We start from the raw sequence: 14,091 nt of genomic DNA on the forward strand, positions 1-14,091 counted from the left end.
GGTGTAGCAGTGTCGGCAGAGGACCCAGCGAACGAGACCGCCGAACGGGACATCGAGTCGACGTTCGGCCCCAGGATGCTGGCGGACGTCAAGCCACCCTTCATTCCCGAGGGAGCATCGGGGATGACCGTCTTCGTCGAGTGGCCGCCTGGCCACCCCGGGACTCCTCCGCACCGCCACTCGGGGTCGTGTTTCGGCTACGTCCTCGAAGGAGCGGTCCGGTGAGAGCTTGAGGGTGAGCCGGAACACGTGATCAAGGCCGGCGAGACGTTGTGGGAGCCGGGCGGTGAGGTGATCCACTACCAGAACGGCAACGCCTCGTCGGACGCGCCGGCCAAGTACATCGTGTTCATGATGTGCGCCCGGGGTCAGCCGATGCTCACCCTGGTCGAGGAGCAGGAGCTGACGGAGCGGGCCCATTTGCGCACCTCGCGCCCCACCGACTGACCGGCCACCTCACGCAAGCCGATTCCGAAGGAGCCCGTCGACTCCCTGGCAGGGCGCGATAAGGCAGGAGCGCCGCCGATGTCCTGTACGACACACTGACAGCGCTATTCGCGGCGGCAGTCATGCACACACTGCGACATGGTGCCGTGTCACGAAGTCCGCGACGGCACGGCCAGGGCGATCATCTGTTGTACGGCACCATGGCCCTGGCCAGGGCCATGGTGCCGTACAACAGGGGACGCGTGCTGCGCTGTGCGCCGCTTCCAGATGTCGAGACCGACCGCAAACGCACCGTGGCTGCCGTACGCAGCCGGCATGGCACTGATGGCCTGGACGATGCACTCCCCGGCGGGCCCGTCGCGCGAGATCCTGGCCGCAGGTCTCCGGGCAGCGCCTCAAGCCGCGCTCTGCGGTCATTTCGCACCGGAATCGAAGGCCGGCGGTGCGGTCCACGGAAGTGCTGGCGTTGCCCTCTTTGTATGCGCCCTCCGGTCCGCTGACACGTGGCTCATCGAGCTCCGCGCGTCGCCGCCACTCGGATCGCTAGGTTCGCGAGATCGCTTTTGGCGAAGGCCTCATCGCCCTGAGTACGGCGACGCCGATGTGCCTGCCGCGGATCAGCGAGGAGGACAAGGCGGAGTCGAAGAAGGAGGCTCCGGGCAGGACCGTCACGGCCTCCATCCGGGCGTTGACCAGATCCGAATCGACCTGGTCCTCGGTGGGATACAGGTGTCCAAGGCCATCAGTTACTCACCGTCCGCTGCTCGATCGATCCCACCCGGCTCCACGAGTTCCTCCACCTGGGCGACGATGATCCGCTCGGCCGTCGCGGCCAGGGGGAAGCTGCGGGTCGACTTGCTGAACACCGGATTCCCGTGCCGGTCTCCCTCAGCGGCGCGCACCAGCGCGAAGTCTGTGCTGGATCCCCCGCTCCAGCAGGTACTCGGTGCCGTCGAAGTCCCGGCCCTCCATGGCCGGCGAGGTCAAAGCGACCCCGCCGGACCAGAGTTCGTCCCCCGCAACTTGCGGCCGTCGTTCGGCGCCGCCAGGTACGTCTTGCCCGTACGTACGGCGTGCTCCTCTCCGGCGAAGAGATCTGGTCGGCGCGCAACCTGCGTCGGGCTGGGAGGAGGGGACGGCGCGCAACCGACAGTCCCCCGAGTGCGAGCGCCCGTCACAGGGGGACCGGCGTTGAGGGCACGCATGGCCTGCGGCATGCTTGCCCCATGCGCAGCACAGACCCCACGGGCGACCTGGACCCCGGGCGCGGGAACCAGGCTGGGACGGGGCTGCGCCTCAGGGGACGGGACCGTGAGATCGCGGCTGTCCGCGCGGCTCTGGTGACGGTGCGTGCTGGACGGGGCGCCTGCGTCGTCGTGGAAGGCGCGCCCGGCGTCGGCAAGAGCCGGCTGCTCGCGGAGCTGGACGAGCGGGCGCAGCGGTGCGGGTTCGACGTGGTCTCCGTACGGGCCGACGAGTTCGATCAGTATGCGGCAGGAGCCGCCCTGCAGTCCGTCCTGCAGGCCTCCGACGGTTCCGCCCGAGCTGCCGCAGCCGTGAACGACCAGCGGCTCTGGCTGCTGGACAGCATCGCGGACGCTCTGGAGGAACGGGCTCAGCGCGCGCCGGTGCTTGTGCTCGTGGACGACGCGCAATGGGCGGATCCGGCCACGCTCTTCGCGCTGCGTACGCTGCCCGGACGACTGGCAGCCTCGCGGATCCTGTGGGTGCTGGCGGTACGGTCGGAGGCCGAGCGGCCGACCGTGGCCAGGGTGCGGGAGGACCTCGAACGGCTCGGGGCCCGATGGCTGACCCTCGGCCCTCTGCCACAGCAGGAACTGGAGAACATCGCGGCCGACATGCTCGGGGCGAAGCCTTCCCCACATCTGGCCAGGATGTTGCGAGGCGTCGCGGGCAATCCGTTCTTGGCGATCGAACTGGTGCGCTCTTTTCCTGACACGGATGCGGTCAAAGTGGAGGCGAGCGCGGCCGGCCGGCTGTACCGCGACATCCCCGTCGGCTTCCGCCAGAGTGTCGCCGCCCGGCTGGAGCAGCTCCCGGAGGATGCCGTGCGCCTGCTCCAGATCGGCTCCGTCCTCGGCCGCGAATTCGACTTCGGCACGGTCGCCCGCATGCTAGGCAGGCAGGTCGGCAGCCTGCTGTCAGGCGTGGAGGCCGCCCTGAACGCCGGTCTGCTCGCGGCGGAAGGCCCGCGACTCGCCTTCCGCCACGATCTCCTGCGGCAGGCCGTCCACGAGAACCTACCGCCGGCCGTACGGACCGCTCTGCACCGGGAGGCCGCCGAGAGTCTGCGCGCCACCGGGGCACGATCGGCGGAGGTGGCCTGGCATGTCGTCATGGCGGGCGGCCCGGTCGACGACGACGCCGTGGCCTCGCTGCACACCGCCGTACGGGAACTGTCCTCGACGGCACCCGACGCGGCCGCCGACTTCGCTCAGCGGATCGCCGGCCTGCTGCCCCCGCGCGACCGGCGTCGCGTCAGTCTGTTGACCGACGCTGCCGAGTACCTCGGCAGGACCCGCCGGGTTCACGAGGCGCTCGATCTGGTCGACGCCGCCCTCTCGGACGGCCTGGAGCCGCTACCGGAGGCAAACCTGCGCCTGGTGGCTGCCGAAATACACCAGGCCGCGGGAGACGACGCCGCCGCCATGACACACCTGCAGGAGGCTCTGGACCTCCCCGCGCTGCCGTCAGACCTACGTGCCCTGCTGCTGAAGACCCAAGCGACGGGCCACGTGTACCTCGGGAACATCACCGCTGCCGAGCAGACGGACACCGGCCTGGTCGCGACCTCCTACCGGAGCCACGATCCGGCAGTCGTCGTCAGCGGCATGGTGTTCCAGTCGCAGACGTTCTTCTACCGTGGGCGCTTGGCCCGAGCTCTGGAGCTTGCCGAGGCAGCCACCGCACGCGCCTACACCGAGCCCACCGTGCCCTACCTGCGGCCCCCGAGAATTCCGGCGCTGTGGCTGGCCATTGTGCTGACCACCACTGACCGGCTTGCGGACACCGAGCGGGTGCTGCGCGAGGGACAGCACGAAGCGGAGGCGCTGGGCCTCGGCTGGTCACTTCCCCACTGGCACGCTCGCCGTGCCTGCGCCCTGCTCGAACAGGGCGCGCTGGACGACGCGGCCGTGGAGGCCGAGGCCGGTCTGGCGGTGGCGGACGAACTTGAGATCACCCAGCCGAATCCGCTGGCTCGCTCCGTGCTGGCACTGGTGGAGATCAGGCGCGGTGACCTTGCCAGGGCGAGGGACCATCTCCGCGCCGCCGAAGCCGGCTCCGGCACGAACGCGCAGCGGTACGGCCTGTGGGTGGCTCTCGCGCGCGCCTGCCTGGCGGACGCGGAGGGCCGGGACAAGGCAGCGGCAGCGGCACTCACAGGCAGCTTCGAAGACAACGAGCCGACGCGGCTGCTCGCCCTTCCGCCGTCCCACTGGCCTGGAATCGTGCGTATCGCGCTGCGCGGCGAGGAGCCGTCGGTCGCGCAGGCTGTGTCCGGCGTACTACGCACCCTGACCGCCCGGGACGACAGTCAGGAGATCATCGCGGCCGTCCGTGCCCATGTGGACGGTCTGCTCCACAGCGACCGCCGTGCACTCACGTCCGCCATCACCAGCTACCGGAGCACCGGCAGGCGACTGGCTCTGGCCGCGGCATGCGAGGACCTCGGCGAGCTCATGTCCACATCAGTCGATACGGCGCAGGCGATCCGGTGCCTCGAAGAAGCGGGTCAGCTGGCGTTGGCCTCGGGAGCCCTGCGCGATCACGAACGGATCCGGCGGCGCCTACGGCAGCTCGGCGTGCGCGCGGGCGCCGCGCGGCACGACACGGTCAGCTCCCCGGGGTGGGGGAGTCTGACCCAATCCGAGCGGAAGCTGATCCCGCTCGTCGTGGACGGCCTCACCAATCGGGCGATCGCCGACCGGCTCCACGTTTCCGTGCACACCGTCAACACCCACATGAGGCACATCTTCACCAAACTCGGCATCAACACCCGCGTCGAACTGACCCGCTTGGCCGTCGAACGGGGCGATATCGCCGACGGGGCCGAGTGAGCGGTGCCCCGGCCCGGGAGGTGCGGCCTGCAACGCTGAGGGTGAAGCCGATGAGCATGCGCCTACGACGAGCACCGACGGGTTCGGCGCCATGCCCGAAAACGGGCCTTCGACCCCCGCGAGGGTCTGTGCGGGCCGGCCGGCATCGCGCTTTGTCGTGAGGACACGTGCACACAGCCGGCCTCTGCGGCCGCAACAGGTTGGACTCCCGACTCTGCGGCCTTCGCGCTCCTGCTCCGCGTCTGCGAACCGGATCTGCGACCTGTGTATCCCGGCGAACGCCGACTAGTTGTGGCGCAAGTGGCAGCCGAGGTGATGACTGCCGTCGCGAGTTGAACACTGACGCAAGCCTGGTTCCCCCAGGGGCTGCTTACTTCCTCGGAGAGTGCAGCACGGCTCACACGAAGGCGCTCTGCCCGGTGATGGACTTGCCGACTATGAGGGTTTGCATCTGGCGGGTGCCCTCGTAGGAGTAGAGGGCCTCGGCGTCGGCGAAGAACCGTGCGATGTCGTAGTCGAGGACGATGCCGTTGCCGCCGAAGATCTCGCGGCTGAACGCGACGACCTCCCGCATCCGGGACGTGGTGAACCCCTTGGCCAGCGCCGAGTGGTCATCGCGGAAGATGCCCTGGTCCTGCAGTCGAGCGAGCTGTACCAGCATGCCCCAGGAGGCGGTGATGTCGCCCAGGCTCTTCACCAGGAGGTCCTGCACCATCTGGAACCCGGCGATAGGACGCCCGAACTGCTGACGCTCCTTGGCGTAGGCGAGTGCGAGCTCATAGGCACCGATCATGACACCCAGAGCCTGCCAGGCGACACCGCTGCGCGTGAAGCGCAGGATCTCCGCGACGTCCCTGAAGGAGTTGATGTTCTGGAGGCGGTTCGCCTCCGGCACCCGTACGTCGTTCAGGGCGATCTCGGCGTTCTGTACGATCCGCAGCGCAATCTTGCCCTCGATCTTCACCGGCACGAAGCCGGGGGTGTCTTTCTCGACGACGAAGCCCTTGACCTGGTTGTCGTCTACGTCCCGCGCCCACACCACGACGTGGTCGGCGAAGGTGGCGTTGCCGATCCACCGCTTCGCGCCGTTGAGGACCCAGGTGTCGCCCTGGAGCTTGGCGGTGGTGCGCATGCCACCGGAGACGTCGGAGCCACCCAGCGGCTCGGTCATGGCGAAAGCGCCGATCTTCTCCATCGAGGCCATGGCGGGCAGCCACCTCTGACGCTGCTCCTGGTCGCCGCCGGTGTAGATGGAGTAGAAGCTGAGCCCATTGTGAACGCCGAAGAAGGTGGCGACCGAGGCGTCGACGCGACTCATCTCCATCGCGAGCATGCCGCCGAGCAGATGGCTGACTGCAGGCAGGTGCTCACCGTAACCCTCGTAAGACAGGGCGGTCAGCCCGCTCCCGCGGAACTTCTCGATCAGTTCCATGGGGAACTCGCCCTTGTCCCAGTACCTGTTGACCATCGGCTTCACTTCGTCACGCAGGAAGGCGCGGGCCTTGCGCAGCATCTTGCGCTCGTCGTCCGGGAGGAGCGCCTCGTAGAGGTAGAAGTCGGCGCCCAGCAGGTCGTCCGGCGGTGCAGGGGGAGTGGTGGTCATGTCAGTTCTCCTTTTGGTGTCGGACATGGCAGAGGCGGTCCAGGGCGAACGAGCTGGCGAGGTATCCGTGGCCGCGGGCCTCGCTGTCCTGACCAGGGGTGTCCTCAAAGGTCAGCGTGATGTTGTCGGCGTTCGCTGCCAGGCCGTCTTCGCGTAAGGGTGTGGCGCGTCGGCCTTCTGCAGGAGCGGGTCAGTGACGGCCGGATCGATGGCCGGCCAGTTCGGCAGGCGTGCGCAGGTCGAGGTCCAGCATGGCGACGGACCACGGAGGGCACGGCTCGACGGCGGGAAGCCGGCGTCCGTTCCCGTTGCCGTCTCACCATGACAGACGCTGCCAGACGGCCCGGTTTCTGGCTGAGCCCATCCAACAAGTCGTGTCCAACTCCATATTCTGCGCACCTTCGCGTCTTGGAGGCTCTTCGATTCCAGACCACCAGTTGACCGACGAGCCACCCCGTTTGTGACGGCTGCCGACACGTGGTTCGTCCGACTGAGAGGGGTGAGAGTGCGAGGAGTCAATGGGGCATCAGAAGCATGACCACCGTGCCCATGGCGGTCGCACCGTCCCAGAAGCGGTTGCAAGCACTCTTGACGCTGGTCGAGTTGTCGGCCGTTTCGGTGGTTGCGCGCAGTGCAGGCATGCCACGGGTCAGCGAGCGAAGAGAACATGTGAGGAGGTACAGCGCGAGCACTCCTGTGACGACGCTGTCGGCCTTCGACTCACCCATGGAGTGGCTGAGATGCATGGCCTGGTGCGCTGTCGGAACGCCCTCGGCCATGGTCTGGTGCGAATGGCCCGCCGCGCGGTACGACATCCAGGTCATCGCCGCCATGCCGACCGCGTAGGGCAGCCTCCTCGCGGTTGCCGACAGCTGTCGCTCCTGGCCACTGTTGACAGCGGTCAGCGGGAACCACAGTGCGGCGGCGGCGAAGAAGACCGACTGCGGCAGCTCCGGCAGAGCGCGGCCCCAGCTCCACGGCATCACGGCCATGGCCAGGGCCATGGCGGCGTGCAGCAGATGGTCGACGCGGCTGCGGCAAGCGCGAGTCCGTGTCAGGACACCCTGCCGGAGCGCGCGGACAGCGGCCGCTGTGAACAGGGCGGTCAGCATGTAGTCGACAACTTCAGTGGCACTCATGCCGAATCGCACCCTCCCATGGAGCGGGCAGAATCCGTGTCGGAACTGCATTGTGTGAGTGGGTGGTTGGTCAGTCTGTGGGGCGTGGGGCGCGCAGCTGGGCCAGTTCGGCCAGTTCCCTCTCACTGACCAGTTCGAGCATGGGCTTGCCCGGTGCGCACATCATGGTCACGACGAACCGAGTCCGCGTATCCCCAAGCGCGTTGCCGTCCTGGTAATGGATCACATCACCACCCGGCTCCCAGAACGTCCCGCCGGCTTCGATCACGCGCTCGGGCTCGCCCTCAAGCTCGAAGGGACCGCTCCTTCGACCCCCAGTAGTTCTCCGAGTCGTGTCGTGGAGTGCTCTGCGCTGCGATGCAGGACAGTGGCCATTCCCAGTGCCCCGGCGGGCGGCAGGTTCACCGCGTTGTCGTCGATGAAGACGCATTCCTCGCCGGGTACTTCGAGCATCTTGAGGATGAGCTCGTACACAGCCGGCTCCGGTTTCCGCAGTCCGTGCTGCCCGGAAATGAGCGCCACGTCGAAGGCCGCGTCGATGTCGAAGCCTCGATACATGTTCCATGGCGCCAAGCCCATGCTGTTGGACAGCAGACCAATCCTCAGTCCGCAGTCGCGGGCCCTGGCCAGCACCGACACCATGGATTCGTCGAGACGGGAATCCGCGAAGATCCGTCCCAGAAGGTTGGTGCTGTCGATGCCCAGTGCCTGGCCCATGCGACGGTTCCAATCGAACTGAGTGGCCCTGCCGCGTTCGAGGTCGTGAGTGAGCGAGACCATTGCCGGGTTCCGATACCAGGAGTGCTCCACCGCTCCTTCGGAAAGGCCTTCACGGGCTTCGAAGCCACGCACCGCATCATCGAGCGATGTCGTGAGCACTCCCCCGTAGTCGACTATGAGACATGTTCTCGGCACAGTGTTCCGAACCTCTCTTCCACGCCGTCTGGTTGACTCATGTTGTCGCAGGGCGCCTACCAGATCAGCGCCGCGTCCTATGACATCCTGCAGGCGGAGCGTGACAGGGCACGGGTACGGCGACGGTATGCCGGTGATGTCAAGCAAGCCCGTGTCGGTGTGCTGGATGTCGGTGCCGGAATTGGCCGTGTCACGCTGACGAGCCTCACCGAGTCGCAGGTACCGGTAGGTGCTGTCGAGCCGACACATGCCATGCGTTCGCCGTTGATGTCTCGGCTCGCGTCGAACAGACCGGCCTTCGCAAGGTGGCCTGCGTTGCGATATGCCACAACACGGTCGTCTGCCATCCCCCGACAGCCCGGCGTGCACTGTGGCCGGTCGTCGCCGACGTACCCGTGCCTGGAGGCACCTTGCTCCGTCAGCTTTCGCTGACCCGTCTCCCCCTTCGCGACACCGCATATGACCTGCCGATCCAGCGAGTTGGCGAGCACGAGTACGGGGGGACGCCTGATGACGCCGGCCGAGGCGGGCCGGATCCGGATTCGTTTCGCCTACTGGGTACGGGACGAGGGGGGCGTACTGAGTGAGCACAATGAGACCTTCGGGATGTGGTCGGCCTCCCCCGAGAAGGTGATCGAGGAATTGAGGCAGTGCGGTTTCGCACCGTCGACCTATGGCCGCTCCGTTCAGCGCAGGTGCTCATTGGCGATCTCCTGGTACTCCTGCAAGGTCGGCTTGGGGATCTGCGAGCCCTCGCCGTAGAAGGCGCGGCTGAACTTGACACGCAGGCGCCGAGAAAGGCGGGCGTCGGCACCTGGACTCTCCGCTTTGCCGTTCGGGCCGGGTGCGATCGGCGTGTATTGCTCATGCTGTGTACGAAGGTGGAGTTCCGCCTGGCTCAGAGGCGCGTGCACCTCGACGAACTCGCCGTGCGGCAAGCGCTTGATGACACCGGTCTCGCGACCGTGCAGCACCTTGTCCCGATCTCTGCGTTGCAGACCGAGGGCACACCGCTTCGTCACGGCGTAGGCTGCGACAGGCGCGACGAAGAGGCCGATGCGGACCGTCCACGTCACTGATTCGACCGAGAGATGGAACCGGGTGGCGATGATGTCGTTCGCGGCGCCGATGAGCGACACCAGGTAGAAGCTGATCCAGGCGGCACCGAGTGCCGTTCGCACAGGGCGGTTGCGTGGTCTGTCAAGAAGGTGCTGCTCACGATCGTCCCCGGTCACCCATGCCTCGATGAACGGATATGCGCCCATGGCCAGGAAGAGGCCGACGCCTGCCACCAGCGGAATCAGGTTGTCCAGTGCCAGGGTGTGGCCCCAGAAGGCGATTTCCCAGCCGGGCATGACTCGCAGCAGTCCGTCCGCCACGCCCATGTACCAGTCGGGCTGCGATCCGGCCGAGACCTGGTCGACGCGGTAGGGGCCGTACAGCCAGATGGGATTGATCTGCGCGAGTGCCGCGATCGCGAAGATGACACCGGCGACCAGGAAGAAGAAGCCCGCGGACTTCACCGCCCGCACCTTGAGCGGCAGGCCCACCGCATTCTTGTTGCTCCGTCCAGGGCCTGGATACTGCGTGTGCTTGTGGTGGAGCAGCAGGATCAGATGGACCACGAGCAGTCCCACCATGATGGCTGGGATGATCAGAACATGGATTGTGTTGAAGCGCGCCACCAGTTCACTGCCCGGGAACTCGCCCCCGAAGAGAAACATCGAAAGGTAGGTTCCGACGATCGGTATGGAAAGGATCGTCCCGTTCACGACGGCGAGCCCGGTTCCGGAGAGGAGGTCATCCGGAAGGTCGTATCCGGTCAACCCTCCGAACATTCCGAGGATCAGCAACAGGAATCCGAACAGCCACTGGAATTCACGGGGCTTGCGGAAGGCGCCGGTGAAGAATACGCGCAGCATGTGGACGAGCATGGACCCGATGAACACCAGCGCTGCCCAGTGATGGGCCTGTCGGATCAACAGGCCGCCCCGGACGTCGAAGGAGAGGTGCATGGTCGAGTCGAACGCCTCCGACACCGTCTGCCCCCGCAACGGCATGTAGCTGCCGTTGTACTGCACCTCTTTCATTGACGGATGGAAGTACAGGGTCAGATAGACCCCTGTCACGATAATGACGATGAAACTGTAGAGACAGATCTCTCCCAGCAAGAAGGACCAGTGGTCCGGGAAGACCTTACGTGCTTTAGCGCGGATCAGGCCGTAGGGGCCCAGGCGTCCGTCCGCCCAGCGGGCAATCCGATCGCCACCGCCTCCTTCGCCTGCTTCTTCTTTCTGGCTCTGATCATCCATGCCCCTGCAACCATTCCTCATCCGGACCGAAAGGGACGCTCTTGATGTCATGAGCCTGTTTTGTAGCCGACAGGAAATGGATACGGCAGGTTAGTCGCCTGTCGTGGGCAGAGCTGAGACAGGCGGGGCATCAAATCTGTTTCCATCCGTGTTCCGTGTGTGCGTACGACCGAAGGTCGGACTTTCCGACGTGCTGCGCATAGCTGGGCAGCCCTGCCACGCCGCGTCGACTCAGCCCCCGCGCCGAATCCGGGATCACGGACGGTCTTCATGGTGGCTGCACTCCTTGGGCGAGCAGGCTCATGACTGCTTCCACCCATATGACCGGGCATGAGGCTTGGATGTGACACGTGTGGCCCCGAGATGGTGCTCAGCGCTGTCACGCCGCCTCATCAGGCGGCGTTCGCCCTCCGTCCTTCCACCCCAGATGCCTTCCACCTGCTCGACCCGCATGGCCCAGCTGAGGCACTGATCCATGACAGGGCAACGACAGCAGACGGCCTTGGCCTCGGCGATCTGAACATGCGTCAGGACGCCGTTACCTATGGGGAAGAACAGTTCGGGGTCGATGCGCACGCAGGCTCCCCGTTCGCGCCAGTGCATTGCGTGGTTGCCTTGTTCTGCTGCGGTCACGGTCTTTCTCGTCTCCGGGAAGGATTCCAGGGGTTGTCATGTGAGACCGGGCACCTGACACATGTGTGACACGGCAGCGGACACCGGGTATGTCAATTCAACTGCTGATCTTGGTTGTTGCGTGGGGTCAGGCGACTCTCGAAGGCGACCTGGAACGTGTTCAGGAATGCCTTCCAGTGGCATGGTCCACCTCTCGTATCTCGACCTCGAGGGAGAGGGAGGAGCCGCTGCCCGAACTGCCTGGCGCTGGAGAACTTGGCACTTCCGGCACGCCAGTGCTTCGGACCGCCGGGCTTGAAGGGCCAGGAGGACAGCGGCCTCGGTGAACTGGTCGGCGGGCAGGCGCAGCGGGCGGCCCTCCGTTTGTACGCCGGTCGTGGACCCCGAGGTCGCCTGGCCGAGGGCGGGCCGGTGTCCGACACCCACCACGCAGCCGGTATGCATCACACGCGGACGTGTGTGATCCATACCGGTGCGCGGCGTGGCCGTGCCGATGCCCGAGTGCCGGTCACGCGCGCGGGCCATCGTCCGCCGTGCTCAGACCACGATCTTGCGCGGATTGAAGTTGCCGCCAGGGTCGGCAGCGCCGAAGAGGCCCGACATGATTGCGACACCCTCCGTCGAGATGTCCTCCTCCAGCCAAGGCGCGTGCTCCAGGCCCACCCCGTGGTGGTGCGAGATCGTGCCGCCGGCGTCGACGAACGCCTGCTGGATCCCGCGCTTGACGATGTCGTACTCGCCGAGCGGGTCGTCACCGAACACGAAGGCGAAAGTGAAATAGAGGCAGGCTCCAGAGTGGTATGAGTGCGACAAGTGCGACATGGTCCAGCCTGCGCGGCCGATCTTCTCGTAGGCGTGGTCGGCCGCGTCGTAGACCGCCGCGTGGATGCCACGAAGCTTCGACCATGGACCGGCGGTCTCGCTCACGTCGCCGGCGGCACCGTGGTCGAGGAGGAAGTCGCGGATGTACGGCGTGTCGAACTTCTTCTGGTCGTAGAGCGCACCGGGGCCCCTGCCGACGCCGATGCCGTGATGCTTGCGCACGATCCGGTCGACGAGCGACTTCTGCCGTTTCACGTGTGCCCCGTCGCCCTCGAAGCCGATGAAGGAGAGGCACATCTCGTCGAGGCTCCAGCCACGCCTCTTGAGATACGCCATGAGGCCTGTCTGTGCCTTCTTCTGAATGCCCTTCGACTCCTTGCTCGTCGCCAGGGAGAAGGCCGTCTCGTGCGCGTCCGAGATACGGGTGACCGAGGGCGAGACGTCGCTCTCGGCGATCTTCTGCATCGCAGCGAGGCCGTGGTCGAGATTCTTGAAGAAGTAGGCGTGGATGGCCCGCTTCTCGGGGAGTCGGTGCACCTGCACCGTGACCTCGGTGATGACGCCGAGCCGCCCCTCGGAGCCCACCACCATCTCCCGGACGCTCGGCCCGGTCGACGCGCTCGGAACGGCACGGATCACGAGGACCCCGCCGGCCCGCACGACACGCAGCCCCTTGACGATGTCCGCTATGTCGCCGTATTTGTCCGACTGCATGCCGGACGAGCGCGTGGCGACCCACCCGCCGAGCGTCGAGTGGGTGAACGAGTCGGGGAAGTGCCCCATCGTCCAGCCGTCCCGGTTGAGTTGAGCCTCAAGATCAGGGCCCAGCGCCCCGGCCTGGACGCGCGCCAGCCCGGAGTCGGGGTCGATCTCCAGCACCCGGTTGAGGCGGCCGAGGTCGAGTGAGACGACCACCCGGGACTCGTCCATGTGCGGCTCAAGGCTGCCCGCGATATTGCTGCCGCCCCCAAAGGGGATGATCACGGCGTCCGCCTCGACGGACGCGTGGATGACGCTTTGCACCTCTGCCTCGTCGGCCGGGTAGACGATCACATCGGGACTGCGTGCTATCTCGCCGGCTCTGATGCGGACCAGGTCACGCAGGCTCTTGCCGTACGTGTGGACGACCCGGGACAGGTCATCGACAACGGTGTTCCCGGCTCCGACGATGCCGCCCAGAACCGCGACGAACTCCTCGGACGCCGTCGAGGCCGACACCCTCAACCGCGAGAAGTCGGGCCGTTCGGTGCGTTCGCCCGCCCAGAGATCGAGGCCGATGGCCTCTTGTACGAACGGCGCGAAACCAGGCTTGTCCTCGTGTCGGAAGCCGACACCTTCCACGCCCCAGCCCCACCACTTCATGTGTTTCACATCATCGGTGCGCATCGCGTCGGTGCGGTCGGTGGGTTCAGTCACGAACGGTCTCCTTCAGGTATACGACGTGAGTTCGCACTCACGCCGAGGATGCGGTCGGAGTTCTCCTCGGTCAGGGTGAGGATTGCCGAGCGGATGCGTTCGGTGAACTCGCTCCTCAACTCCCCGGGAAAAGCAGTCAGCGGTTCGCCGAAGACAACCCCGACCGGCAGACGGCCCGGTTTCGGCCAATTCGATCCGCGAGGATGCGCCGCATGCGCGCCGATGACCGCGACGGGGAGCACCGGCACCTCGGCCGACGAGGCGAGCGCCGCCGCCCCCGGCTTGAACGCCCCGAGCGATCCGTCGCGCGAGCGGGTCCCCTCGGGAAAGATCAGGAGCGGCACTCCCCGACTCAGCAAAGCCTTGGCGCTCGCTCCGCGCGCGTTCATTCCGGTGCGGTCGACCGGGAAGGCGTTGAAGAAGAGGGCCGTGAGGCCGCGCCGCCGCCACACGTCGAAGAAGTAGTCGGCGGCGGCTCCCACCGCGAGGTAGCGCGCCAGTCGGCGAGGCAGCGCGCCCATGATGAGTGGCGTGTCGAGGTGCGAGGAGTGATTGGCGACGACGACATACGAGTCCTCGACGTCAGCCAAGCGCTCGCGCCCGAGTATCGTGACGCTGGTCACGCTCCAGACGAGGGGCTTCAGCAGCCCCCGTTGCGCGATGAAACGCGCCGCGGCGTGTGAGCGTGAGGTGAAACGGTCGCGTATCGTCGCGGGCATCCGTTT

The 14,091-nt window shown here is 66.6% G+C and carries 7 protein-coding genes and 4 pseudogenes; 2 read left to right on the forward strand and 9 right to left on the reverse strand.

Annotation, left to right across the window (positions count from 1 at the left end; all coding sequences use genetic code 11):
* Positions 1 to 75: 75 nt before the first annotated feature.
* Positions 76 to 447 (forward strand): annotated as a pseudogene (locus AAFF41_RS42335) (cupin domain-containing protein).
* Positions 448 to 985: 538 nt separating this feature from the next.
* Here AAFF41_RS42335 and AAFF41_RS42340 read toward each other — a convergent pair.
* Both AAFF41_RS42340 and AAFF41_RS42345 read right to left on the reverse strand, forming a co-directional pair.
* Positions 986 to 1,173 (reverse strand): annotated as a pseudogene (locus AAFF41_RS42340) (succinyl-CoA--3-ketoacid-CoA transferase); the annotation flags it as partial.
* 41 nt (positions 1,174 to 1,214) lie between these two features.
* Positions 1,215 to 1,449, reverse strand: a pseudogene (locus AAFF41_RS42345) (CoA-transferase); the annotation flags it as partial.
* A gap of 224 nt (positions 1,450 to 1,673) precedes the next feature.
* On the opposite strand from AAFF41_RS42345, the gene AAFF41_RS42350 reads away from it, so the two are divergent.
* Positions 1,674 to 4,526 (forward strand): helix-turn-helix transcriptional regulator, encoded by a 2,853-nt coding sequence (locus tag AAFF41_RS42350; RefSeq protein ID WP_319749087.1) that lies wholly within the window; start codon positions 1,674 to 1,676, stop codon positions 4,524 to 4,526.
* A 397-nt stretch (positions 4,527 to 4,923) separates the two neighbouring features.
* Here the strand turns inward: AAFF41_RS42350 and AAFF41_RS42355 are convergent, their stop codons facing one another.
* The 7 genes and pseudogenes from AAFF41_RS42355 to AAFF41_RS42390 all read right to left on the reverse strand — a co-directional run bounded on the left by AAFF41_RS42355 (position 4,924) and on the right by AAFF41_RS42390 (position 14,085).
* Positions 4,924 to 6,129 carry an acyl-CoA dehydrogenase family protein gene (locus AAFF41_RS42355; RefSeq protein WP_343325721.1) on the reverse strand — a complete coding sequence of 402 codons (1,206 nt, stop codon included), beginning with the start codon at positions 6,127 to 6,129 and terminating at the stop codon, positions 4,924 to 4,926.
* A gap of 515 nt (positions 6,130 to 6,644) precedes the next feature.
* The gene (locus AAFF41_RS42360) at positions 6,645 to 7,268 is read right to left on the reverse strand and encodes a DUF5134 domain-containing protein (RefSeq protein ID WP_319749085.1); all 624 of its coding nucleotides are present in this window, start codon (positions 7,266 to 7,268) and stop codon (positions 6,645 to 6,647) included.
* Positions 7,269 to 7,338: 70 nt separating this feature from the next.
* Positions 7,339 to 8,642: pseudogene (locus tag AAFF41_RS42370) on the reverse strand (HAD-IA family hydrolase).
* 227 nt (positions 8,643 to 8,869) lie between these two features.
* Complete coding sequence (gene qcrB / locus AAFF41_RS42375; protein WP_343325722.1) at positions 8,870 to 10,495, reverse strand: cytochrome bc1 complex cytochrome b subunit; 1,626 nt, start codon at positions 10,493 to 10,495, stop codon at positions 8,870 to 8,872.
* Positions 10,496 to 10,795: 300 nt separating this feature from the next.
* Positions 10,796 to 11,098 carry a WhiB family transcriptional regulator gene (locus AAFF41_RS42380; RefSeq protein ID WP_319749240.1) on the reverse strand — a complete coding sequence of 101 codons (303 nt, stop codon included), beginning with the start codon at positions 11,096 to 11,098 and terminating at the stop codon, positions 10,796 to 10,798.
* A 567-nt stretch (positions 11,099 to 11,665) separates the two neighbouring features.
* Complete coding sequence (locus AAFF41_RS42385) at positions 11,666 to 13,366, reverse strand: FAD-binding oxidoreductase (RefSeq protein WP_319749083.1); 1,701 nt, start codon at positions 13,364 to 13,366, stop codon at positions 11,666 to 11,668.
* Positions 13,363 to 14,085, reverse strand: coding sequence for a lysophospholipid acyltransferase family protein (locus tag AAFF41_RS42390; protein ID WP_343325723.1), 723 nt, complete (start codon positions 14,083 to 14,085; stop codon positions 13,363 to 13,365). The genes AAFF41_RS42385 and AAFF41_RS42390 overlap by 4 nt, the downstream gene beginning before the upstream one ends.
* Between the last annotated feature and the right edge of the window lie 6 nt (positions 14,086 to 14,091).

This window comes from Streptomyces mirabilis (assembly GCF_039503195.1).
GTDB lineage: Bacteria > Actinomycetota > Actinomycetes > Streptomycetales > Streptomycetaceae > Streptomyces > Streptomyces mirabilis_D.